The sequence below is a fragment of the Ensifer sp. NM-2 genome (assembly GCF_003024455.1).
GTDB classification, from domain to species: domain Bacteria; phylum Pseudomonadota; class Alphaproteobacteria; order Rhizobiales; family Rhizobiaceae; genus Ensifer; species Ensifer canadensis.
The window spans coordinates 85,345-107,843 of record NZ_PVZR01000024.1 but is presented as its reverse complement, the minus strand read 5'-3'; the positions used below and the strand labels follow the sequence as shown (position 1 = coordinate 107,843).

General features: G+C 56.5%; 21 protein-coding genes and 1 pseudogene. 12 read left to right on the top strand and 10 right to left on the bottom strand.

Going from position 1 to position 22,499, the window contains the following annotated elements; genetic code table 11:
- Positions 1 to 534 precede the first annotated feature (534 nt).
- A complete protein-coding gene (locus C6558_RS32300; protein ID WP_107028227.1) occupies positions 535 to 1,461 on the top strand; it encodes a nucleotidyltransferase and HEPN domain-containing protein in 927 nt (308 codons plus the stop codon).
- 607 nt (positions 1,462 to 2,068) lie between these two features.
- The gene (locus tag C6558_RS32295) at positions 2,069 to 3,040 is read left to right on the top strand and encodes a zeta toxin family protein (RefSeq protein ID WP_107028220.1); all 972 of its coding nucleotides are present in this window, start codon (positions 2,069 to 2,071) and stop codon (positions 3,038 to 3,040) included.
- Here the strand turns inward: C6558_RS32295 and C6558_RS39790 are convergent.
- From C6558_RS39790 to C6558_RS32255, 10 genes and pseudogenes are all read right to left on the bottom strand, one after another.
- Positions 3,013 to 3,918, bottom strand: a complete 906-nt coding sequence (locus C6558_RS39790; RefSeq protein ID WP_146160934.1) for a hypothetical protein — start codon at positions 3,916 to 3,918, stop codon at positions 3,013 to 3,015. The two genes, C6558_RS32295 and C6558_RS39790, sit on opposite strands and share 28 nt — an antisense overlap.
- Positions 3,919 to 4,957: 1,039 nt before the next feature.
- Entirely contained in the window at positions 4,958 to 5,338 is a 381-nt protein-coding gene (locus C6558_RS32290) for a hypothetical protein (RefSeq protein WP_146160933.1), read from the bottom strand.
- A gap of 172 nt (positions 5,339 to 5,510) precedes the next feature.
- The gene (locus tag C6558_RS41155) at positions 5,511 to 5,948 is read right to left on the bottom strand and encodes a hypothetical protein (protein ID WP_245449246.1); all 438 of its coding nucleotides are present in this window, start codon (positions 5,946 to 5,948) and stop codon (positions 5,511 to 5,513) included.
- A 105-nt stretch (positions 5,949 to 6,053) separates the two neighbouring features.
- Positions 6,054 to 6,454: pseudogene (locus C6558_RS41150) on the bottom strand (IS701 family transposase); the annotation flags it as partial.
- A gap of 53 nt (positions 6,455 to 6,507) precedes the next feature.
- Entirely contained in the window at positions 6,508 to 8,214 is a 1,707-nt protein-coding gene (locus tag C6558_RS39785; protein ID WP_146160932.1) for a hypothetical protein, read from the bottom strand.
- Positions 8,215 to 8,291: 77 nt separating this feature from the next.
- On the bottom strand, positions 8,292 to 9,974 hold the full coding sequence (locus C6558_RS32270) for a hypothetical protein (RefSeq protein WP_146160931.1): 1,683 nt from the start codon (positions 9,972 to 9,974) through the stop codon (positions 8,292 to 8,294).
- 30 nt (positions 9,975 to 10,004) lie between these two features.
- A complete protein-coding gene (locus tag C6558_RS40105; protein WP_158268981.1) occupies positions 10,005 to 10,175 on the bottom strand; it encodes a hypothetical protein in 171 nt (56 codons plus the stop codon).
- Positions 10,176 to 10,337: 162 nt separating this feature from the next.
- Positions 10,338 to 12,836 (bottom strand): DAHL domain-containing protein, encoded by a 2,499-nt coding sequence (locus tag C6558_RS32265; protein WP_107028216.1) that lies wholly within the window; start codon positions 12,834 to 12,836, stop codon positions 10,338 to 10,340.
- Entirely contained in the window at positions 12,833 to 13,807 is a 975-nt protein-coding gene (locus C6558_RS32260; protein WP_107028215.1) for a cytochrome-c peroxidase, read from the bottom strand. The genes C6558_RS32265 and C6558_RS32260 overlap by 4 nt, the downstream gene beginning before the upstream one ends.
- Positions 13,804 to 14,652: a response regulator gene (locus tag C6558_RS32255; RefSeq protein WP_371412318.1), complete on the bottom strand. Its 849-nt coding sequence runs from the start codon at positions 14,650 to 14,652 to the stop codon at positions 13,804 to 13,806. Before C6558_RS32255 ends, C6558_RS32260 begins: the two co-directional genes overlap by 4 nt.
- A gap of 64 nt (positions 14,653 to 14,716) precedes the next feature.
- Here C6558_RS32255 and C6558_RS40100 point away from each other — a divergent pair, with 64 nt between their 5' ends.
- The 10 genes from C6558_RS40100 to C6558_RS32215 are packed head-to-tail and all read left to right on the top strand — an operon-like array spanning position 14,717 to position 22,485.
- A complete protein-coding gene (locus C6558_RS40100; protein WP_158268980.1) occupies positions 14,717 to 14,986 on the top strand; it encodes a hypothetical protein in 270 nt (89 codons plus the stop codon).
- Between the two features lie 35 nt (positions 14,987 to 15,021).
- Positions 15,022 to 15,981, top strand: coding sequence for a lytic transglycosylase domain-containing protein (locus C6558_RS41145; protein WP_245449245.1), 960 nt, complete (start codon positions 15,022 to 15,024; stop codon positions 15,979 to 15,981).
- Positions 15,982 to 16,026: 45 nt separating this feature from the next.
- Entirely contained in the window at positions 16,027 to 16,338 is a 312-nt protein-coding gene (locus C6558_RS32245; RefSeq protein WP_107028213.1) for a TrbC/VirB2 family protein, read from the top strand.
- A 39-nt stretch (positions 16,339 to 16,377) separates the two neighbouring features.
- Complete coding sequence (locus C6558_RS32240; RefSeq protein ID WP_107028212.1) at positions 16,378 to 16,653, top strand: VirB3 family type IV secretion system protein; 276 nt, start codon at positions 16,378 to 16,380, stop codon at positions 16,651 to 16,653.
- Positions 16,646 to 19,006: a DUF87 domain-containing protein gene (locus C6558_RS32235; protein ID WP_245449244.1), complete on the top strand. Its 2,361-nt coding sequence runs from the start codon at positions 16,646 to 16,648 to the stop codon at positions 19,004 to 19,006. Before C6558_RS32240 ends, C6558_RS32235 begins: the two co-directional genes overlap by 8 nt.
- Positions 19,003 to 19,146, top strand: a complete 144-nt coding sequence (locus tag C6558_RS40095) for a hypothetical protein (protein ID WP_158268979.1) — start codon at positions 19,003 to 19,005, stop codon at positions 19,144 to 19,146. The genes C6558_RS32235 and C6558_RS40095 overlap by 4 nt, the downstream gene beginning before the upstream one ends.
- The gene (locus C6558_RS32230; protein WP_107028211.1) at positions 19,143 to 19,946 is read left to right on the top strand and encodes a type IV secretion system protein; all 804 of its coding nucleotides are present in this window, start codon (positions 19,143 to 19,145) and stop codon (positions 19,944 to 19,946) included. The genes C6558_RS40095 and C6558_RS32230 overlap by 4 nt, the downstream gene beginning before the upstream one ends.
- Before the next feature lie 4 nt (positions 19,947 to 19,950).
- Positions 19,951 to 21,510 (top strand): type IV secretion system protein, encoded by a 1,560-nt coding sequence (locus C6558_RS32225; RefSeq protein WP_158268978.1) that lies wholly within the window; start codon positions 19,951 to 19,953, stop codon positions 21,508 to 21,510.
- A complete protein-coding gene (locus C6558_RS32220) occupies positions 21,507 to 22,235 on the top strand; it encodes a virB8 family protein (RefSeq protein ID WP_107028209.1) in 729 nt (242 codons plus the stop codon). The genes C6558_RS32225 and C6558_RS32220 overlap by 4 nt, the downstream gene beginning before the upstream one ends.
- Before the next feature lie 22 nt (positions 22,236 to 22,257).
- Positions 22,258 to 22,485: a hypothetical protein gene (locus C6558_RS32215; RefSeq protein WP_107028208.1), complete on the top strand. Its 228-nt coding sequence runs from the start codon at positions 22,258 to 22,260 to the stop codon at positions 22,483 to 22,485.
- Positions 22,486 to 22,499: the final 14 nt, after the last annotated feature.

Below are 22,499 nucleotides of genomic sequence, written 5' to 3'. Positions count from 1 at the left end.
CGAACAAGGATTCCTGGAAAGCTTGAACGTCTCAGTGAGATGGGGCCGCTGGTTGAAGGCTTTCCCTATCCGGCGGATCGTCGTGGGCGAAACGCCAGCGGAAACCCACGATCTATCCGCACGCCAGATCGCGGTGGCGCCATTGAAAATGCGCCCCGCCTGCGGATCATTGCCATGGAGGCATCGATCCATGAAGAAAGAAGCGTATCGGAGCTTTCAGCATCGCGACGTGCGAGCGCGGGAAAGCGGGAATTCGCGCCACGCGAGAGGACGAAAAAGGGCCGCCGCAGGAGCTTCAACGTCAGTGGTCCGAAGGGGAAGCGGGACCGACTGCCCCGGCCGATGCGTTCCGAATATCAATGACCGGAGGGCGAGGCGTGACGGGCCGTATAGACCACCACGGCGATGTCAGTGTTGGTCGAGCCTGCAGGGCCAGCAACGCAGTAGGGAAGAAACCCGTTTGGGTTGCGTTCGTGCATCGAGCGTATAGAATCGACCAACCCGTTCTGATTTGAAAGCACGCCCAAGACGATGATGAAGACAAGCCTCGATCACCTGCCGGAGACGAAGCGCCAGCAGCTTGCGCGAGCGGTCGAGATCCTGCGCGAAGAGTTCGAGGATGCGCTGGCGGCAGGCCAGGCGGAGTTCAAGAAAAAAGGCCGGATCCTCAAGGTCATTTTGTTCGGCTCACACGCGCGGGGTGACTGGGTCGACGAGGAGCACACCGGCAAAGGCTACCGCTCCGACTACGATATTCTCGTCGTCGTCAACAATCGCAAGCTGACCAACTTTACGAGCTACTGGAACAACGCCGCCGACCGACTGTTGAGCGACCGGTTGCTGAAGGGCATGCAGGTTTCGTTCATCGTGCATTCCAGGCGCGAGGTGAATGACGAGTTGAAACGCGGCAACGGTTTCTTCTGCGATATCCGCCGGCAAGGCATCGTGCTTTATGAGCTCGACAGCGAGCCGCTAGCTGAGCCAAGGCCGATCAGTACGAAGCAACAGCTCGAGATCGCGCGCGACAATTATGAAAGCCGGTTTCCGCATGCAGAGGGCTTCGTGATAGGCGCGGCATTTCATTGGAAGGGTGGCCGCCCCAACCATGCCGCCTTCGAACTGCATCAAGCGATTGAACACGCCTATTCAACCGTGCTTCTCGTCCTGAAGAATTACGGCCCACCGACGCACAATCTGCGTTCGTTGCGTGGCTTTGCCGAAGAGCACGACCGACGGCTGACAGAGGCCTGGCCTCACGACCGGCAGCGCTACGTCGCCTGGTTCAACACGATCAACGAAGCCTACGTGAAGGCGCGGTACTCCAAGCACTATCAGATCAGCGACGAAGCGCTCGCGTTCCTGATCGAGCGAACAACTGTTCTCCACGGCCTCGTCAAGTTGGTCTGTGAGGAACACCTTTCCCGACTGGCCAACGACAGTAACGATCTGGATCGGGACTAAGCATAAGCCGATCTTCGCATGAGCAGAGGGTGGCATTTGGCGCGCCGACCCGCGGATCAGGCCGTTCATGTAAAGTGGCCGCCAGAGAACAATTGACGTTGACCGGCTTGCAACCCACGAATTTCTTGCCATAAATGGCGCGTCTGTGAAGTCGAACGCTCAGACAGAAGGCTCCAGATCATCCTCGTGGGATTCTGGGGCCTTTTTCGATCTCAGATCACTTTGCTCACGACCGCGACTGTCACGGAGGCGAGCAAGAGACCGTAAACATCTGTGGACACCCCGTAAATTCAAGAGAATTTTTCCAGGGTCAGTGCTTTCGCGGAGTCGGGTGCTGACATCTGTTCGGGCCTCGTTTTCCGATCCCGTCTCTTGTCGACTGTACGCCATACTTTCCACGCCTCAACTCGGACGTCGTAGACGCCGTTAATGGCGCTCCATACGAGGGCACAAGCATGGACGTTCCGTTTAAAGAAATCGGCAACCTCTTTCAGTTGTAACTACTCTGCTCGTACCCGCACTTGACTGATAGCTACTGGCTCAAGTTAAGTGAATATCGATCCAATGCTTAAATCCATTTAAAGAGCAGATACGTTGTAAACGATCCATGACCTCGCATGGTGATATCTCAGAAAAAGCGTCAACTCGTGGCTCTGCCGCCTCTTTTCTTAGCGAAAGCGAAGATCATTCCGAGGACGAAGACAGCCTCCTCATGTCCGACGAGCGCTGCGCCTACATTTATGATCACAGAATTGCGCCCGAAAACCTTGTCAAGGAAGGAGTCCGAGGTCGGCCCCAATTCTGGATAGTCGCCGGCGAGAACGGCATCGGCAAGACAACCGGCATGGACAGGATTGCAGTCCAACTGCAAGGCCCAACGCAAAAAATCAGCTCAGACAACTTGGTCAAGTACGTGGATGGTTATCATGATCTTGCGGCAAAGAATCCAGCACTAGCGCAAGAGGAGGCCCGCGATTTTACGCCTGAGTGGTGTGATAGGCTCCGTGATGACGCCGGGAAGAAAGGAGCTCACATCTTAATTGAATGCAGCTTGCCGGGAGGTATGCAGGAGGACATCGAATTTGCCGAGAGCCGGGGATATGAGACGGGACTTTATCTCATTGCCGAGCCAAGAGAAATAAGCTGGACGGCGGTTGTTGACCGCACGGACAAAGCGCTGAAGAGTGGCCATATCGGGACGAGCGCCATGGTTTCGGATAGCGGCCACAGTCAGAGGTATGCAGCTTGGCCGCGCGCTGTTTTCGATGCGGAGCGCGACATGCAGTTTGATCGCATCGTCATTGCTAGACGTGACGGCACGGTGATGTACCACAACCAAAGAGAAGAGCGCGATAGCGCCAAGCGATGGGTGAATAGGCCGCAAGGCCTGGAAGTTCTGTTACTCGAACGCCATCGAGGACTGAGCCGCGCTCAAATTGATTGGCTCGACAAGACCTGGAAACGGCTTGCGAACAGCTCTCAATTGAAAGCCGATCGGTTTATGCGAAGCATTCCACTCCATCAGCATAAGGTCAACCCCGGCAAGAGTGGTCACCGCCGCCCGTCGACAATCGATTGATAATGTTCCCACGTTTCCTGACGGGGAGGACTTGTGCATACCCGGCGGTGTACATGATCAAGCTGTCTTTCCAGCAGGCTCTGGATGAAGCCAGGGTTTTCCAGCTCATCACTTGAAGCTTGATAGAATGTAGCCAGCCTTGCACAGAAATGCTCGCGTTCCGCAACCGTCTTCTCAAATAGGCATGGACTATCAACGTCATAGGGTGTCAAGTGATTAAAGGCATAAACAACGCTACCTTCCGGGTGCCCAATGGCTGGCACGCCCAAGCGAAGGGCACGCAATAAAAGCTCCGTATTAAAACCGATAACGACCCGGCTTTGTCTGATAGCTTCTTCCGGCGCTATCCGCGGACCATTGGCATGCCTACCACGGATCTCCAGCTCCGATTGATCCACTTGATCCGGAAGACTATTGTGAACCCAATTTAAAAACTGCGACGGTGATACCCTTACAAGCGTACCGAACTCTCGCGTGTGCGGCATGACCAGAACGTCACCTGATGTTCGTCGCCACTGCGAAATGCTCGGAAGGTTCAGCCGCTGATAACGGAGCCAGTCGGGTTCGTCGTCGATCAATGCATCGGGTTGGAAGCGGCCCGCCACTATTCTGAAATAGCGGCCACGCACACCGCTGTCCCCGAAAAATGCGTGGTCAATCAGCACAAACTTGCCTTCCCGCAATTGGGGAAGTTCGGCTATACGCAATTGCTCTGCGCCACCACAGGCAGCCGAGACCACCGGGGTTTCGTCTGCCGCGACGCTGTCAATGCGCGTGACAATTCTGGCCGCAAGACCTTTCGCTGCTGAAAACAAAATGGGTAGAAAACTATCATATTCGGGATGCCGCTGCTCCGGCACAAGAACCACATACTTCAACCTGGGGCCACCTTCGCATTCATGGCGCCGTGCGATCTTGGGAGGAGGAGGATCACAGCGGCGGCGTAAAGGAACAAAGCTACGAACTTGATGGTGACCTCAGCGAACTCGCAATTGAGCTTCAATCACTTCCTTATCCTCATCCGTCAAATCATTCTTCCCCATCGCGGGGCTCTGGGCCTTCTGCTGTCGAATGAAACAGAACCACGGAAGACCACGTGTATTAATTTAGTATATTTTCCGCCATATGACAGGAGAATTTAGCTTACAGGTGAAATACTAACTCTCATTATTCGCGTATTTTGTTTTGAGCGCGCACATATATTATATACATCTGAAACATGATTATTGTACATCCGCGTTGAATTGCCGATGGAGTGCAAACAATGAAGAGCATCATTGGATTTACATTTTATTAATTGTGGGCGAGGGGCGTTCAAGGGCGTTGCCCTCTCACCTCATGCCCCAATTTTGCAAAAACCGCAGGAAACCAAACACCCGCAAACGTTGGTGTCTGTTTCGATCGCAGTCGATACGAGATGAAGTGGGCACGCGTCGCGGTCGCACATCGAGATCCATAAAACGTGACGAGAAGGGGCGTGTCGGCGCGATCGTCCCAGTCGCTCCGCCCGGAGAAAGTATCCAGCGTCGTGCCGCTGTCTATCGAAGTGCACTCGGGTGAAGTTGCCGGTCGGGATCTTGAGTAAGATGCTCTTCGATCTCCTGCCGTAGCCTGCGAGGGGAAAGGCGACGAAGTCCTTGACGTGCCCATGTGCCTAGCCTGAAGGACGCATTCGGAGGGGTGGAAGACGCGCCTCCAACTCTCGTGACGCGAAGTCTCGACAGCATACGGCTGGCAGCGGCGCCTGAGCGCTCTGGAGGGGCGACATGCCGCTCCCGCAACGACTGCGAGCCGCCTACTTCTCGACTGCCCGCGATGTAGCGAATGCGGTTCGAAGGCCGCAACTGGAGGCATCGGGCCGGCGACCAGACCCGAAAATCTCATGTCAATCCCAGAGAGCCGGTGAAGGAGAACGTGTCAAGGCTCATCGGTCGTTCTTTCCGCCACTGCGACAATGTGGTCTATCTCCTCTTCGAGATCGAGGACCTCATCTGAAAAAGCCGCAGCGACGATCGCGTCGTCTGCCATCGCCGGAAACCTGGCAAGCATGCCGTCAATTTCCTGGAGTATGCCTGGCCACGCTGGGTCTGTAGCGATAGCTGCGCCTGTGGCCCCGTTCTGTATGGCGGTCAGACGGGACGACAGCGAGATGAAGCGAGCACGGGCATTATTGACGATTTCTGCCGCTCGCATGTTTGCGTAGCAGCCGTCGAGGCCGAGTTCACTGCCAAGGCAATCGTTTAAGACACGCGACATTAAATTCTCCCGAGGGAAAGCCGCTCCGGTACCGCGCGACATGACCGGCGCGACATCAGAGCACGTTACCAGCGCACTTCACGGACGAAGCATGCGCTGTCCATCCTATAGCCCTGCAACCGTGCCCACGCAAAAAGTCAAAGGCTACAACTGAAATCGATACTGCGGCCGCACCGCTATCAGTGATCGATTCCGTGTGCAATTGTAGTCGGCTTCAAACGAGCGTAGGTCCAAAATTAGCGTATCCATCCGGTGAACACCGTAGCACGAAGCTGATCTTCACCTGTTTGATCGGAGCGCCACGATCGCTGCTGCAGCCCTCTCGCGATTTTGAGGAGGTAGTTGGCGATGTTGCGTTCTGGTTGATGAGCATACCGAGCACGACGCCGGCGTAGGCATCATATTCGTCCTTCGCTTCCGGAATATCGGATATGCCGATTGGATCCCAATCGCGTAGCTGCGCAGCCGCGAACAAGAGCGCGGTTATTGTCGGACTGATCTCTGTTGGTTTTAGCAGCCATCGATTGACCCCTAGGCAGCAGCGGCCTTTGCGGACGTTGCCACCCAGTTCCACGGGAGCAATTGCTCGAGTCTGGTGATCGGGGTGTCCACGATCGATCCGGCGACGGAAGCCGGATGAATGTTCGGCCATATCGACCAGGCGGTGATCGGCTGCCGCAGCAATATCATCGCCCTCATCCCCGTAACTAGAGTTACTTTGGGCACTTTTGGCTTGAGGCGTTCTGTGAAGAGCATCTCATCGTGAGGGCATCGTAGCGGCGGTGGCCGTGCGAAGATGTCGAGGATCGCTTTCCTGACGTCCGGCACGCTCTGTTGTGGCGGCGGACCTGTGAGTCTTTTTTCCGTCCCGCGGCCTTGAGGCAGTGGGCTTGGAGAAAGGCATAGGTGATCATCGTCATCAAGGCATTTCGATGTAACCCCGTCCAGGACCTGCCTTCGAAGTGGTCAAGCCCAAGCTCCTCCTTGCCTTGCTGGTGTGCCTGCTCGCATACCCATCTCGCTTTATTCGTGGCGGCGAGCGCCTTCAGTGGGGTATCGGCCGGCAAATTTGACACGTAGAATTTTTTGCTTTCCGGTCGACCGCCGCTCGCCAACGAACCAGACTTCGTCGCCAGGTATGCATTGCAAACGACTATCGAACGTCGGGCACGGTCGCTTAGTAGCGCTGGCCTTGCTTCCGACGCTTGTTCTTAAATCCCAAAGCTGCTGCGATCAACGCCACGTCCAGGGACACGATCCGAAAATTGCCTGGCAGCAACGCCTTTGGCTTGGTTGACTGAAGGCTGTTTTTGAGATGAACTCTGACTTGTGCTGTCCCCCTGCGACGTCTGCTCGAGATCTGCCATCAACTCATCCATTGTCCACTCTCTCGACGCCGACTGATCGCCCGCCGAGGGCTTGTCGGAAACCTGAGGCGGCGCGGCTGCAACCCGCCGCGATCCCGCAGTTTCCCCACCGACAATTGCCGGGTTTGGCCTGGCGCCGACAGCCGCTGGAGGAGACGGAGGCACTCGACCTGTGCCACGGGACCGATCGACGACCGACGACACGGCTGAGGAATTCAGCCCTGCAAGCGCCCGAAAAGCATTGACATCCACATTGTCCGGAGGCCCGTCTCTGGTTGCAACCGGACTCCTCAATTGCGCCCGTGCCGGCGCGCTCGGAACCGCAACGTTGGATCTGGTCGAAGCGCTGCCACGGGAACCATTCGGCGGGGGCTGCACCGAAACCACTGGTGGCGCGGCTGGGGAATTCAGCCCTGCAAGCGCCCGAACAGCATTGACATCCACATTGTCCGGAGGCCCGTCTCTGGTTGCAACCGGACTCCTCAATTCCGTCCGTGCCGGCACGGACGGACCCGCAACGTTAAATCTGGTCGAAGTGCTGACGTTTGAATCGTGCCACCCGTAATCGCTTGGTCGGTCCAGATATGTCCGCTCCCCATCCTTAGCTTCCCTGATCTTCACTTGGGGCTTGCCGAAACCCGGTGTTTCGACCCGCACATGATCGTTGCCGAGAAGCGTGGTTTTTTTGGCGCTCGTGAAACTCCGACGTGAGTCGTCGTTCCTCGTGAAGAAACCTTGGCGTTTGAGCTCTTGACGGCCGATCTCATCACCGCTTTCGTCGAGCTCGGACCTGTACCTTCTTGCCCTGCGGCCAAGTTGTTTGACTGTTGTACTGGAGGTGCGTCGGTCACCCGATATTGTCGTCTCTATATTCGACCGGAAGCGATGCCCTGTGCTTGAAAGTTGCGTCAGGGCACCGGTTGCTTCGTCGCGTTCGAACACATCGATCCGCTTGCCGCGCTGCACTGTCTTTTTGCGCTTGCCGTGTTCATCCACGCCGGAAAGCGTAACATTGAGCGATCCGCGCCTGAGCTCGGTCTGGATGAGGTTACCGTTGGTATCCCGTTCCCAAACTTCCTTATAGTGTGGGAAGCGCTCCTTAGTCTTCCTGACCAAGCGTCCTTTCTCATCGAACTCCCGGTCGGTGAGTTTTCTGCCACGCAGTTTGATTTGCCTCGCGACATAGGATTTCGGCTTCCCGTCGGGGCCGGTCGTCCACTTTTGCACCTTCCAGGTATCGCCGTTGGGCCGGTGCTTGTGACGCACCAGCGCATCCGGATCGTCCCGTGACCCAAAGTGCTCTCTATTTCCCCAGAAGCTGCGATAGAGGACACCGTCGCGATCCTTGGCTGAAAGGTCACGGAACACTTCCAAATCCGCGTCGTAGCGGCGCTGCTTTTTGGGGCGACGGTAACGACCGATGACCTCCTGCGCCCGATCCTCTTCCTGGGAGGCGGCCCGCAATTCTTTGATCTGATTTTTTAGCGCAGCCCTTCTAGTGAAGTGAGGTTTTATTGGCTTGTCGCGCCACCGTCCATTTTCTTGCGACATCACGCTACCTTCTTGTTAATGCTGGAGTACAGGCGGCACCCGCCGGAGCCGCCTCGCGCTTGAGTGGGCAAGAGCTACTAACCGACGGAGTTGCCGCCAGAAGACCGCGGCCGGTCGGGATCGTATCCCCGATTATGGGGCAGCGTTGGCGCTGGCGTTGGCGCTGGCGTCATCTGGAACGTGTTCACCATTCCCTTAGCGCCAGATGGCAGGTCATCATGCATCGCCTCATCATCAGTGCCATGTTCGCTTTCGTAACCGTGGGTGGGCGAATTTGGTCCCCAGGAGGGAGGCGGCGTCTCCGCTCTGTCGATACTCTCGAGTTTGACACCATGCCCCGTGCGAAACTGAGCCGGCATGGCCGCACCGTTCTCGTCTTTCGTCAGGGCAGGCGCAATTCTCGAATAGTCGCCCGTATAGAAAGCCCGAACTTGCTCGGCGCCATGCGTGGGTATTTTTTCACTACCGCCGTAGGAAGACATGACGCGCTGGGACCCGTTTTTCCCCCCCTTCTCGCCGATCACCGTAAGCATGATGTGCGACTTAGGAAAGTTTTTCATGCGATCCTGAGGAGACATGCTCGCCGTCTCTGCAATCAGGTCCTCGTTATCTATCGGCACCAAAGCCCCCTTGAAGGCGACTCGCGCCGGAGCATCGTTTCGATAGCGATCGAAGAGCGCTTTTTTCTCCGACCCCGTCAGTTTGAGCTCTCCTGAATTTCCGGCCTCTGTGGAGGCCCAGGGCCCCGCATACATGCCGTACTTACCGGCAATCTCCCTCAGATACTTGGGATATTCGGCATGGACGTTTTCGATCGCATCCCAGTTGTTGTGTCCAGGCGCATTGCGGACATTAATCGGAATGTGCATGTTGTCTTCGTTCGGCCCCTCCCTTAGCTTCGCGGCCTCCTCTGTATCCGCCAGGTAACGCAGCACTTTTTCAGCGTCGAACTGACAACCGTTTGGGAACGTGACGTAGACCTCCGGAATTTTGTCGCTGACGGATTCGCTCGTCCGCCCCTTCAATCGTTTGTCTGCTGAACCGAACTCTTCCTTGTGTTTTTCAATGAACTCACTTGAATGACTGACATTGGAACTGGAGGTAACTGCAATGAACTGCGGCTTGCCGGTGACGTTGCCTTTTTCGTCCGTTACCGTGTAGTGATCGCGCAGCGCTTTGATATCTACCTGATCGCCCCTATTTCGCCAGCCGTAATAGACGGCGTTTGAGAAGATTACCTGGTAATCGCCTTTGTGGCTTCCGGTTGCGATTGGGTTTTCATACTGGGCCATCTGTATGCGCTTCGTGCCGTGCGGCATCGGCTGAAACTGTTCATCGCCACGCAATTTTGTGCGGTTCTTCCACTTCCCGTCTTTCGCCCTGAACTGCTCCTGGGCGACTTTTTTCGGCCATATGTCGACCGGGATATTTTGTTCGCGAAGAATTTTGCGTGCGAGAGGAACTGCCTCTTCGTCAGGCAGTCTGTGTTGGCCATTGCGAGACCACATGTGCTTATCAAGGAACGGCGCGGGGATAAGATTGCCGCGCCTGTCCAGAAACTCGATCTGGAGATCTTTCGCTTGCGTCTCCGAGACCGGGCCAAATTCGCTGGGTCGCACCCCTACATAAGGGCTTCCATCGGCAGAAGGTCTTGAAATGAAAACCTTCATATATTTTTCGTTGATGAAACCCGGCACGTCCTCCGTTTTGGAGCCACCAATGGCCATCTCCCGCATTCTTCTTACAGCATCTTCATCCATGGGTTATATACCCCCAAATTAAAAATAATATTACTTTTTGTACACAGAATCGTATTGCTTTTTCATGAATGCAATTTCTTCCTGCAATACATCGTCATAAATATTCTCTTCTTCATCTAAGATAGATTCAACTTCGTGATTATTTTTATCATCATTCAAGCGACGATGTTTAACACGTTTGCTATTATTATCCTGAAACATTATTTCGCTCCGTCATTATAGTTATATGTGTTCGCTTCATTTCATGAGGAAGTGCGACTACCTAATAGTCTTCACCATCCATAATATTTTCATCATGATCTCGATATCAAGGCGAAATACACCAATATTCGTCGGGCGTTACGGATGAAACATTAATTGCGCTCAGACATCGGCGCGCGCGAGCGCAACAGGCATCACTACGCTGGCGCTCTTGAGCGCATCAGCAATGGCAACGGAAAAACGACGTGAATTGATCGGTTTCTTGAGTACGTGGCGCGCGCCGCTCTTCACGGGGCCGGCAGGAACGCCTGCCTTGCCTTCGCAAAGATAAAGCACCGGCAGGGTAGGGGGGAGACGGGCCGCTTCGGCTACGATCTTATCCTCATCACCCGTGACGATGACCACCACGTCGGGCACGTCGCCGGCAGTCAAAAGCCGCTTGATCTCGGCAACCGACGTAACGCCGACTGGCTCGTATCCAAGAGCAGCAACCTTCTCTTCCCACATTGCCAGCGATTCTTCGTCGGCGTCCACGACCGCGACCAGTTCGCCGTTGCCTCGCAGTATCTCGATCGCCTTTTCGGGCACCGTTAGTGAAACGACATTGCTGTCGACGCGCGGAAAATAGAGTTCGAAACGTGTACCCTTGCCGACGATGCTTGCGACGTGCATGCCACCGTTCAGCGACTGTACGGTCCCCAGTACGACGGGCAGGCCCAGTCCCGTCCCACCGGTTGGGCCCTTCGTCGTGAAGAACGGCTCGAAAATGCGCTTGAGCTCAGCGGGTGCGATCCCCGGCCCCGTATCCGTGACGCTGATGCGCACGTAGCGACCGGGCTCAAGGTGGCCGTGAGACAAGGAATAGGTTGCGCCGGCAAAGACGTCGTCGATCGCCAGCTTGATGCGGCCTTCGCCCGCGATTGCTTCGCTTGCGTTCTTGCAAAGATTGACAATCACCTGCTGCAGTTCGATTTCGCTGCCCGAAATGATCAACCCCGCGTTGGGTAGCGCGGTCTGCAGCGTTACCGCAGGGCCGATGCACATCTCGATGATCGGCAGCATCTCGCCCGCAGCATAGACGGCATCGAACGGCTTGGGCTGGTTCTTGCGCATGCGGCTAAACGTTAGCATCTGGTCGATCACCAGTTTGGCACGCTTGCCCGACGTCATGATATGATCGACGTAAAGGCGCGTCTGCAAGCCAGGCGGCAGATCGGCGGCCGCCATCTCCGCATAGCCCATCATCGCCATCAGGATGTTGTTGAACTCGTGTGCGACGCCACCGGCGAGCGTTCCGACAGCCTCCAGGCGCTGCGTTTCCTCTAGCCGCCGGTCAAGCTCCTCGAGTTCGGCGAGGCGGTCGTGTTTCTCGATCGCAAGCGCCAGCAGGTCCGTCGTGATCCGCAGCAGCTGCGCATCCGTTCTCAGGTTCCAGTCGGCCGGCTGGCATTCAGCCACCAGCATGATTGCGCGACGCTCGTGCAGGCTGACCATAGACGCGACGGCAAGCGGCCGGCGGCGGGCATGGCGCAGTCGTGCCAGACCCTTTGGCAGCTCGCCGTAGCGCCACATGACGAGATCGGCGGGCGTAGAAGGCTGAGCGCGGAAATCGGCAATGAACCCCTGGAGAAGCAACCCCTCGGCTCCACGGCACAATTTGCTGCCATAGACACGGTCCACCGATCCAGTCACCGGGTCGAGACTGGCCAGGCAAACCGCTCCGAACCCCAAGACCTCCGCCATCCGCATGAGAGCGTCATCCATGACGGCCGGGAAACGCTCCGGCTCAAGGGAAAGACGGGTCATCGCATCATTGACCGTCTGCTCAACGTGAAGACGCCAGCCGAGATTGTCGGCGCTGATCTTGAGATGGACCGCAAGATAGATGGCATAGGCGCAGGAGGCGAGGGATATCAAAGCCAGGACGAGCCGTATGTCCGAAACCCAGGCATTGATCCTGCCGAATTGGGCAAGATATTCCCCGCGCAACTCCTGGCTGCCTTCCAGCGCGCTCGACGATTGCGTACGGCCAACGATATCGTCAACCGTCGGCAACAGCTTGAGAACGAGGAAACCGTGATCCAGCAGCACTTTTTTCAGATCTTCGGTTCCCGGGGAGGGCGCTTCACGCAGTGCAATCAGGCTTCCGCGGATGGTTAGGGCCAGTCTTTCATCCGTGGAGGTCTGATACTGCCACATTTCCTGTCCGAGTTGCTGGACGTCGGCTGAAAGGGTGCCCCCCGAGGCCTCCTCGCGCAGGCGCATTTCCTTCAGCGCCTGAATGAAAATCTTAAGCGAGTTCTGGATAAGCGCGTTGCTAGACTTGAAGGTTTCCATCATGGTGGAATTCCGATCGATCGCATTTGCGACCGCGTCGAGCTTTTTGCGTGGTTCCGCCGAATTGCGCAGCGGAAGGGTATCGGCCAGCGCGTTGATATGCTGCAGTTCCTTACGCATCTGGTCGATCGCCGCCCCAAGGGAATCGTAGTTCGTCAGCAGCCCGGATCGCGCCTGCAGCATGTCGCGTTGCATGGCAGCGTAGGCGATGTCGATATCCCTGAGCGCGTTGAGGATGGCTCGGTGGCTTTCCTCATTCGGCCCGCGTCCGAGAGCAAGGACCATAGAGAGGAGGCCAGCGACCAGCAGGACCGCGATCCTCATTTGCGGCCACTTTCCTCACCCGCTGGATGCTCATCGCCGTAAAAGCCCGTCAGGCTTTCCAGGAACGCCGTTATCGACGCGACATCTTCGGGCGACAAGCGGCGCCCCAGTTGAAGCCGGCCCATTTGGGATACGGCTTCGGGAAGATGCGCAGTGCGACCATCGTGGAAGTAGGGTGCCGTTTGCGCCACGTTTCGCAGGCTTGGAACGCGGAACGGCCACTGAGCTTCGTCCCCACCTTCCCCCTCTTCGGTAGGGCTTTCCGGGAGATAACGGTCCTCGTTGGAAAATATTCCCAGCATTTGGGACATATTGCCGCCGATATTCGAGCCTTGGTGGCATGACGCGCACCCGTAATCCTTGAAAAGCCTATACCCTTCGATCTGCCGGGCCGTCAGCGCGGCTATATCGCCCTGCATGTAGCGGTCAAATGGCGAGTTAGGCGTTCGCAGCGAGATTTCGTAGGAGCCGAGGGCGTCCAGAACCGCCTCCCTCGTTGGCGGCGAGGCATAGGCCCGGGCGAAGGCATCCCTGTAGGTCGGTGAGCCTGCGAGCTTCGCCAGCAGATCACCCCATTGCGCGCCCATGAGATTGGGGTCGAGCAAAACTTTCTCGTTTTGAGCGCTCAACGACCTGATCGCGCCGCGCCAGCCGAGCGCATGATTGTTTGCGACGTTGAAGATGGTGGGCACATTGAATAGTGGTTTTCCATCCACCTTTCCAAACGGCCGCGGCACGCGCATGGTGCCGCCTGTTTTGAGATCATGACAACTGGCGCAGGAAACGTCGTTTCCCGCCGACAAAATGGGATCGTGGAACAGAGCCTGTCCAAGGGCGACCTTGCCGGAATCGGGACGTTCGATATCCGGTAAGGGGGCGAAGGGCCCGTTGCGATCGAAAGCGAGCGACGGGTCGGATGCAGCAAGGAACAATCCCGTCGCCGCGACAATTGTGCAGCGGGACGGTTTCATTGAAGCCGTACCCGCGGCCCTTCCACATTGACGTCCGCATCAAAAACATAGCCCGCGCCGCGCTCCGTGCGGATGTATCTTGGGCTTGACGCGCTCTGCTCCAACTTGCGCCGCAAACGAAGGATCAGCACATCGACGCTTCGATCGTAGATCTCCTGATCGTAGATGCGCGTCGCCAGCAGCAACTGCTCTCGCGACAGTGTCTGCCGGGGCGCATTGATGAAGGCCATCAGTAGGTTGAATTCGCCTGCCGTCAGCTTGATGTTTTCGCCCGAAGGGTCGGTCAACCGGCGATGCCGCGTGTTCACGCGCCAGCCGTCGAATGTATAGATCTTATTGGGCGCAGATCCCCGCCTTTCCGGCTTCTCGCGAAGGGCGACCTTGACGCGAGCCAGAAACTCCATGAGGCTGAAAGGCTTGGTGATATAGTCGCTCGCACCGAGTTCGAAACCGATGACCTTGTCCGTCTCATCGAGACGATCGCCGCTGATAATGATAATAGGGACATCCGATTTTGCGCTGAGGTTGCGGACAATATGCAGGCCGTCCTCCTGACCGAGATTAAGATCCACGATCACCAGGTCAGCCTCCTCCGACGACATCTGCCGCGTCAATTGCCGACTATTCTCGACCGCTTTTGCCTGGAATGCATTTTGCGAGAGATAATCGACCAATAGACTTCTCATCGAGGAGTCATCGTCGACAACGAGGATGTTCTTCATAACCACTCCTTTATCGTATGCAGGTTCGCAGGTAGACGATCGAGAGGTTACGGACTGGCCCGTTTTGCGACAACGTTCATCCGGCGCATGGCACGATAACGCAAAAGAATGAGCACGAAGCACAATTGACGCATGCGCGACCTGACCGTTTCACGCATTTGGAGGCTCATGGTCGCGGGGCTGCACAATGGCAAGGGCCGTCGAGCGGGCGCGTCCTTTCTCGGTGCGGCAGGATGAGATTTCATTTGTAAGAACGCAGTGCCCTTTTGCGCCTGCATATCGACGCAAAGGAAGCCGCAACTCGCTGCCGAAACATTCGAGCCGTTCCGCCAACCATCTCTTTTTAAATCCTTTTCCTGAAGTTCTGATCGTCGCTGAAGGGACGCGGACGGCCAAGCCGGATGTCCTGCGCATTACGTTTGCAACACAAGTAAACGTTGACATATCGACGCCTTAAATGACTACTTGGCATAATAGAAGTGATTTATAAGTGTGCAATATTTCATTATATACTACATATTATTGCGGAGCGCGCTCGTGTTCAGGTTTTATACTCAGAGGGAGACCTCTTGTTTTTCGCACTTAACCTATGCGTCGATTTTCACATCCGCCGCTGTGGTCGTTGCTCAACCTGACCCGGCCTATGCCACCGTCTTGGAAGAGCTTGCAAACAGCCAAGTCGTTGCCTTCGTCAACGACGCATCCACGGATGCAGCGCCGCCCCACATCCAGGCGCCCGATACAGCCTCGTCACTTTCGAAAAGCGAGATCGCCTCGCGGGCACAAGGCCAATCCGACTGGTCGAGCTCGGTCCTCTTCGACATAAGCCCCGCTCCAGCCATACGGGCCGCGGCCGATCGGGACAAAACCGTTCGCTCGCAGCGTCGGCAGAGGCTCGGCATCAGCATTCCCCGACGCATGTCCATGAATTTCACCTCACATCAGCAGCAGATGCGCCGCATGACAGTTGCAGTCGGCCTGAATTACTCTCGGGCCGAAAGTGTGCGACGCGCGCAGATTGACCGGAAACTGTTTGCGGCCCTTTTTACGGCGATGATCCATCGCGAAAGCAACTTCAACCCCAAGGCCGTTTCGCCGGTCGGGGCGAAGGGGCTGGGTCAGTTGATGCCGGACACGGCGCGTGAACTGGGTGTCGAGGATGCCTTTTCAGCCAGCGAGAATCTGGACGGCGCCGCTCGCTACCTGACGTCGATGCTGGACAAGTTCGGTTCCGCCGAACTCGCGCTTGCAGCTTACAACGCGGGGCCTGGCGCCGTTCAGAAATATGGCGGCGTCCCTCCCTACAGAGAGACCGAGCAATACATCATCGACATCTTCCACGCCGTCGGTCGCACGCCGAGCTTTGCCGGGCAGGAGCCACCGAAGACGACGCAGGATGCCCCAACCCTGCGTCCACCGTGGCGCGCCAATCGGCTCGCATTAGCAAACTAAACATAAGACAAAACGTTAACAACGCACCATTTTGAGGGCAGATAAATGGAATCGATGAAGAAATACTTAGCTGATATTAATTTTGCAAAGATCATTATCGCAGCAGTACTTTTCAGCATTGCAGCAACAGAACCAAGCTACGCCCAGAATTTCAGCGGGATCCAAACTTTCCTAACAAACATCGTAGACGCCATCACTGGCCCAATCGGCATTGCAATTTCCTGCATTGCAGTGATGGCAGTCGGCTTTTCGTTCATGACGGGACGAATGGACTGGACATTTGCGGTTTCCATTGTCCTCGGCATCGCGATCGTATTTGGCGCCGCCACGTTCACCTCAACGCTGACGAAACTATGATCCAAAGAAATACATATTAAAAAACAGAGAGATACGAGAATGAGAACACCACTTTTTATCGGCCTCACCAGAGAAGTGACATTTGCCGGCCTGCCGGTCATGTACCTTATTGTTCTGATGATGATTTCCATGCTGGGATTCATCGTAAGCGGATCGTTCGTCTATCTCATCGTCGCTTCGGGCATTGGTTACACGGCGCTGAGGGCACTCGCAGCTTACGATTCCAAGCTTATCGGCGCCTATATCTGCGCCATGCAGCAAACCCGCTTGAATCCAGGCATCCTGCGCGGAGAGGGGATGGTGTATCGTGCTTGAGGCGCCGGCGACACGCGCAACGAGAAGTTCCAAGGAGAAACGGCGAGACAACAGCGAGCTGCTTGTCGGTGGCTTGCCTTATCTCGGCATTGTCGATGACAAAACGTTGCTGCTGCGTGACGGCGACTTAATGGCCTCGTTCATCGTCGAAGGCATCAACGCCGATACGATCGACAGCCGCCATACGTTTGATCTGTCCAACGCCGTGTCCCGTTTCATCGCCCAGCAGCGTGCCGACGTCGCATACTACATTCATCGCATTTCGGTGGAAACGCGGCCAAGCATGCAGCCAGTCACGACGGATCCCTTCACAGCGGAAATCGATCGTCGGTGGCAACATTATCTCAAAACGATCGGCCTAAGGAACCGCATCACGATGGTGACCCTCGTCGTGCGTCCTCCACGCAGACTTGCCAAGCTTTTCTCGCTAGTCCGAGGCAAGGACTTTCAAAGTCGCGAAGAACTTTATCTGCGTTCGGCGCGCCTCGACCAGATGGTGTCCGGCTTCATGGTCAGCCTCAGCGAGGCGAAGCCGACGCGCCTGAACGTTTCCGACGGCCGCTGGCTCGGCCTTTTGAAGACACTGATCTGCGGAAGCGACGCCCACATCGTTCCTGGCCGAAAATTCCTGCCTGTCGCCGATCTTCTCGCCTCATCGAACGTCGCCTTCCAGGGCCGTGTCTTCAAGTACGAGGGAACCGACCATGAGACACAGCGCTACGGCACGATCGTTTCGGTGAAGGATTACCCGAGCGAGACCTATCCCGGCATCTTCGACCGCTTGAATCTGCCATACGATACGGTCGTCAGCCAGAGCTTTACACCAATCGATCCAATCGCCGCCCAAGGCAAGATTGCACGCGTTCGCAAACAGATGCGTGCAGCCGAAGACGCCGCGATCTCGCTGCTGGCGCAACTTGAGGAGGCCGAAGACGATGTGGCTTCCGGCCGCGTCACCTTTGGCGATCACCATTGCAGTATCGCCATATTCTGCGAAACCCTGGAAGAACTTGAAAACGCGATGAGCCAGGTCAACCGAGCCATGCAGGATGCGGGCGCCGCGATCGTGCGCGAGAGTTTCGCGTCCCGCGCCGTCTTCTTCGCCCAGCACCCCGGCAATTTTGCCTATCGCACCCGTCCGGCCATGATCTCATCACAGAATTTCGCTCAGTTTTGCGCCATGCACGGGGCCTCGAAGGGGAACCCTCCGGAAAAAAGCCCCTGGGGTGACGCCGTGACGATCCTTCCCACCGCGCGCGGCGAAACGTTCCGCTTCAATTTCCATCTTGCAGGCGGCCACGGCCAGAGAACAGTCGGCCATTCTCTCGTGCTTGGCCAGACTGGCTCTGGCAAGACACTGGGGACGGCCTTTCTTCTGAGCCAGGCGCAACGCCTGAATGCTCGAACCATCCTGTTTGATAAGGACAATGGCTTCGAGATGGCCGTGCGCGCCATGGGCGGCCACTATGACGCTGTGCGTATGGGCGAGGACACGAACTTCAACCCGATGCGGGCTGAGTCCGACGCCCGTGGCGTCGCCTGGCTGATCGACTGGCTCTCCGCGCTGGCGCAAAACGATGGTCCGAAGCTGACACCGGTCCAATTGCAGGCGCTCAGTGATGCCGCCAACGCCAATGCCACGGCCGATCCCCGCCTGCAGAATTTCGAGGAGTTTCGCAGCCAACTGCGCGCGACCGATGACGATGGCGACCTATATACCCGTCTCGGCCGCTGGGACGACACCGGGCAATTCAGCTGGCTATTCGGCGGCCGCAGCAAGGACCCGCTGGCTTTCAACAGCCATATCACCGCGTTCGATCTAACCGAGATCTTCGACAACGACATCGTGCGCACCGCGTGGCTCAGCTATGTCTTCCGCCGCATCGAACGATTGGTCGAAGACGAACAACCAACACTGATCGTGCTCGATGAAGCCTGGAAGCTTTTGGACGATCCCTATTTCGAGTCCCGTCTCAAGGATTGGATGTTGACGATGCGAAAGAAGAACGTTGCCGTCGTGCTTTTGACGCAACGTGTCTCGCATATCAAGAATAGTCGCGCCGGCGACGCAATTCTCGAAAGTGCCGTCACCCGCCTCGTCTATCCGAGCTCTTTCAATACGACAGCGGAGCTTGCGCCTCTCAATCTCACGCCGGCCGAAAGCGCGTTTCTGCAGATCAGCAACGTCGACAACCATCTTGTTCTCTTGAAATCCGGAAGCGACAGCGTGGTTCTCGATTTCGATCTGGGAGCCTTGGGCAAGGGACTGGGCATTTTGGGCGGCGGACGTGGCGAGAAAGCACCCGCCGGCTGGCGTGATCGCCCCGATTTTCAGATGGAGATGCTGCAATGAAACTCAAATGGATCGCGCTTGCGTTGATGCTGTCGGCGCTGGCCGCCTGCCAGTCCGTACCTGCCGAGCGAAAGAACAACTGTGCCTGCCTCTGGCAGGAACCTGGATACGTCAACGTACTTGAAGGAACTGCAGTATGAACCGCGTCTTCAAAATCGCTTTGCTTTTGGGTGCCGCTTGCACGACGCCTGCACTGGTGACGGCAGGCCCAGCAAACGCTCAGAGCATTATCGATCCATTGCTCGATCCTGTCGTCGGCCCCCTTCCGGATAAGCCGGATGATGCGACGAATTCCCATGACGCGGGCGCGATCGAGCAGCTGATGAAGGTGGTTGCGTTGACCAAGGTCATGGGCGGTGGCATCACCCAGCTTGTCGAAGCCGTGATAGCGCAAACGGTTTCGATCGAAAAGATTCGTGACGCGCATATCGGCAAGCGGAACATCCCTCTCCACAACACCGCCGAAGATGTCCAGGCGCGCGAAGGCGGCAAGGGGCTTCTCGAAATGGCAACCAGCGCACTCGACGGCGCGGTCGACGCACCCGCTGGCGTTCAAGCTGCGCTCGAGACCTATCGGACAAACTACAAGCTGGACGACGCTTTCGCCATGAAGGACGACACTGCCATCAGCCGTGGCTTTGCGGCCCGAGCATCCGCACATGGTGCGATCGCGGCGTCGACCGCCGAGGAGGCCTACAAGCGCGCAAACGACAGCATGAAGCGCATCGGCGACTACTTAAACAGCCTGGAAAACAGTGCCGACCTGAAAACGAGCGTCGATCTGAACACCCGCGTTATGATCGAGATGACGCAGCAACTGAACGAAAGCTTGCGCACGCAAGCGGCCATGACGGCGGTTGCAAGCAGCTATTTCATGATTCTCGGGGGAGAAATCGGCCGCGACGATGGCTGGTCCAACTTTGTCAACTTCGATAGGTGATTCCATGGGGCTGATTGTCGACGTCATGACGCATATTGACGACAAGGTGATTGCCTTCACAGAAGAGGTTTTCACCGCGGTGGCCGTTCCAATGCGATCCTTGCTCCAGGGCATGGGGCTGGTTGGGCTCCTATTCATAGCGGTCAACACGCTCATGCAGTTTAGGCCTATAAGCATGTCTGAATACATGAAATGGGCGCTGCGATTTGCACTAATATACAGCTTCGCTACTATTTGGGTAAATTTTAAGTTGATCTACGACGCATTGATATCGCTACCGAACGATTATGTATCGGTTGTTATGGATTACTTCCGAACAAAAATAACGACGCACAGGACTGATATACTCGATCCAGGACGCATCTACGATCTTTATTCAGCAATGGACGAATTCGCGCACGCCTTGAGGTGGATTGCATACGACTTCATTCGCGATATAGCGCTTTCAAACTTAGGATTGACACTAAGGAACTTACTAACAGGTCTCGTAATATTGATCATCGGAGGATTGTTTACAGCAATATCGGCAATCATTGTCGCATTCAGTAAGATAGGATTTGCAGTGGCTGTAGGGATGGCACCACTGGCCATCGTGTTCCTTATGATGGACCAGACAAAGCAATATTTTGAGACTTGGGCAAGGCTCGCGGTAAGCTTCATTTGCATCCCTTTGATCACGGGAATGTTGATGGCGCTTGTATTCTTCATAGCGAGCGACATGCTGACCCAGTCAAACGCAGGCAGCGAAAACAAGGCCGCATATTTTTACTTCATATTCATGATGGTCGCCGCGCTTATCATGCTGTCGCAAGTGCCAACCATGGCAAGCACACTGGCTGGCGCATCCGTCGCAGCTGTCGGAGCTAGTTTAGCAAGCGCACAAGGTATGATGAACAACGCCAACAGAATCCGCCGCGTCGGCCGCCACGCGAAAAGCGCCGGTCAACGCGTCCGCGACGGCGCGGGTGTGGCCAGAGAGGCCATGAGCAACGGCGCCAGCCCAGGTGGCATCGCCTGGGCGGCCATTAGCGGCATGCGGCAAAGTGCAATGACCAGACAAACGCGTCGGGACGAGCGTATGGCTGGCCGTATGCACGGGGCGGGAGATCGGGGCAACAGAGCATTCGCGCGCTACGGACAACCTCCCGCGGAAAACGCTACGGTCGACAAGTCATCGAATAACAAACCACAAGAAGAAACCAACGAGAAGAAGAGCAAGACGGCGGAAGAAACCTCCAGCGAAACCGGTGCTCAAACGGAAGCTAACGCCGCGAACACAGCGGAAAAGACGGCGACTGAACAAAAGAGAGCCTCGCAGCTCTTCAAGGAGACCGCTAGCGGCAAGGGCGAAAGCGGTTCCGAAAGCACGCATCAATCGGTCGGGTCGGGAACGCGATCCGGCTCCTATGAAGGGGCGTCGGCCTCCAAGGCGCGGGCCGACAAGCGCGCGAGCTCCCGTTCAACAGCTGAAAAGCGAGCAAGCTCGCCGCCGCCCTCCGGCAATTATGGAGCGCCGGCAAACCCAAATGAATGGCCCGAGGATGACGAGGATGACGAAGAATGAAGCCGCAATTTCTGGAAAAACTCTTTTTGCGTGTTCCTGTCGAAAGACCGGCAACAGAGACCGATGCCCACCACGCTTTCGAGGACGAGTTGTTCTTCACGCTTCGCCAGCAGCGCAACGACTGGGCAAAGGTCGCTGTCGGATCGGCGCTGACATGCCTGCTGGCCATGGGTTGCCTGGTCGTGGTCCTGCCGCTCAAGGAAACGGTCCCCTTCGTCGTCATGGTCGACAAGACGACGGGGGAAGCCGAGAAACTCGCGCAGGTTCGCCCAGCGTCCCTGGATCAGCAGGACGCCGTGCGTCAGGCGGAACTAGTGTCCTACGTCGTCGATCGGGAGACATACGATCCGGCCGACAACCCGGTGCGGGTTCCCGATGTGATGCGGCGCTCGTCACAGAGCGCCGCAGAGACGCTGTCGCAACTGTGGTCTTCGTCGTCGCAGCAGTATCCTCCGACCATCTACGGCAACAACACGCGCATTCGCGTCGTCGTGAAGTCCATTTCGATTAATCCCTCATCCCAACGCGGCGTGAGTGATGTCGCCCGCGTCAGAATCACCAAGTACCGCGAGGAGAAGGGCCGGCAGACCGCAGAACGCAGCTTCATCGCTACCGTCGGCTACATTTTCCAGCCAAAGGACGAGGCGACACTCGCCGATATCTGGAAGAACCCGCTCGGCTTCACGGTAACCTCCTACCGCATTGATGCGGAGACAACCGGATAAAAACGACATCAGGACGATTTAAATGATTAGAAAATTTACTGTTGCCTTTCTTTTTTTAATTTTCGCCACCCCGGTCTGTGCCGGCAACATTTTAATCGAGACGCGCCGGCCGACAGCATCCTTGCCGGTAATCTCGCCGAAGCCGAATCCCGTTCTCGATCTGCAAAAGCTCAACGTCCAGGCGGAACGGTGGGACCGTGCTCTTGGCTTTTCGGTCGTCTCAGATCGTCTGGAAGCATCCGACAAATAATTGCGCACAAGGAA

What these genes read in the sequence shown, in the direction of transcription:
- C6558_RS32300 (WP_107028227.1), top strand. Translation starts at nt 535, where the DNA reads ATGAAGACAAGCCTCGATCACCTGCCGGAGACGAAGCGCCAGCAGCTT.
- C6558_RS32295 (WP_107028220.1), top strand. Translation starts at nt 2,069, where the DNA reads ATGACCTCGCATGGTGATATCTCAGAAAAAGCGTCAACTCGTGGCTCT.
- C6558_RS32290 (WP_146160933.1), bottom strand. Translation starts at nt 5,338, where the DNA reads ATGTCGCGCGGTACCGGAGCGGCTTTCCCTCGGGAGAATTTAATGTCG.
- C6558_RS41155 (WP_245449246.1), bottom strand. Translation starts at nt 5,948, where the DNA reads ATGGCCGAACATTCATCCGGCTTCCGTCGCCGGATCGATCGTGGACAC.
- C6558_RS39785 (WP_146160932.1), bottom strand. Translation starts at nt 8,214, where the DNA reads ATGTCGCAAGAAAATGGACGGTGGCGCGACAAGCCAATAAAACCTCAC.
- C6558_RS32270 (WP_146160931.1), bottom strand. Translation starts at nt 9,974, where the DNA reads ATGGATGAAGATGCTGTAAGAAGAATGCGGGAGATGGCCATTGGTGGC.
- C6558_RS40105 (WP_158268981.1), bottom strand. Translation starts at nt 10,175, where the DNA reads ATGTTTCAGGATAATAATAGCAAACGTGTTAAACATCGTCGCTTGAAT.
- C6558_RS32265 (WP_107028216.1), bottom strand. Translation starts at nt 12,836, where the DNA reads ATGAGGATCGCGGTCCTGCTGGTCGCTGGCCTCCTCTCTATGGTCCTT.
- C6558_RS32260 (WP_107028215.1), bottom strand. Translation starts at nt 13,807, where the DNA reads ATGAAACCGTCCCGCTGCACAATTGTCGCGGCGACGGGATTGTTCCTT.
- C6558_RS40100 (WP_158268980.1), top strand. Translation starts at nt 14,717, where the DNA reads ATGGCAAGGGCCGTCGAGCGGGCGCGTCCTTTCTCGGTGCGGCAGGAT.
- C6558_RS32245 (WP_107028213.1), top strand. Translation starts at nt 16,027, where the DNA reads ATGGAATCGATGAAGAAATACTTAGCTGATATTAATTTTGCAAAGATC.
- C6558_RS32240 (WP_107028212.1), top strand. Translation starts at nt 16,378, where the DNA reads ATGAGAACACCACTTTTTATCGGCCTCACCAGAGAAGTGACATTTGCC.
- C6558_RS40095 (WP_158268979.1), top strand. Translation starts at nt 19,003, where the DNA reads ATGAAACTCAAATGGATCGCGCTTGCGTTGATGCTGTCGGCGCTGGCC.
- C6558_RS32230 (WP_107028211.1), top strand. Translation starts at nt 19,143, where the DNA reads ATGAACCGCGTCTTCAAAATCGCTTTGCTTTTGGGTGCCGCTTGCACG.
- C6558_RS32225 (WP_158268978.1), top strand. Translation starts at nt 19,951, where the DNA reads ATGGGGCTGATTGTCGACGTCATGACGCATATTGACGACAAGGTGATT.
- C6558_RS32220 (WP_107028209.1), top strand. Translation starts at nt 21,507, where the DNA reads ATGAAGCCGCAATTTCTGGAAAAACTCTTTTTGCGTGTTCCTGTCGAA.
- C6558_RS32215 (WP_107028208.1), top strand. Translation starts at nt 22,258, where the DNA reads ATGATTAGAAAATTTACTGTTGCCTTTCTTTTTTTAATTTTCGCCACC.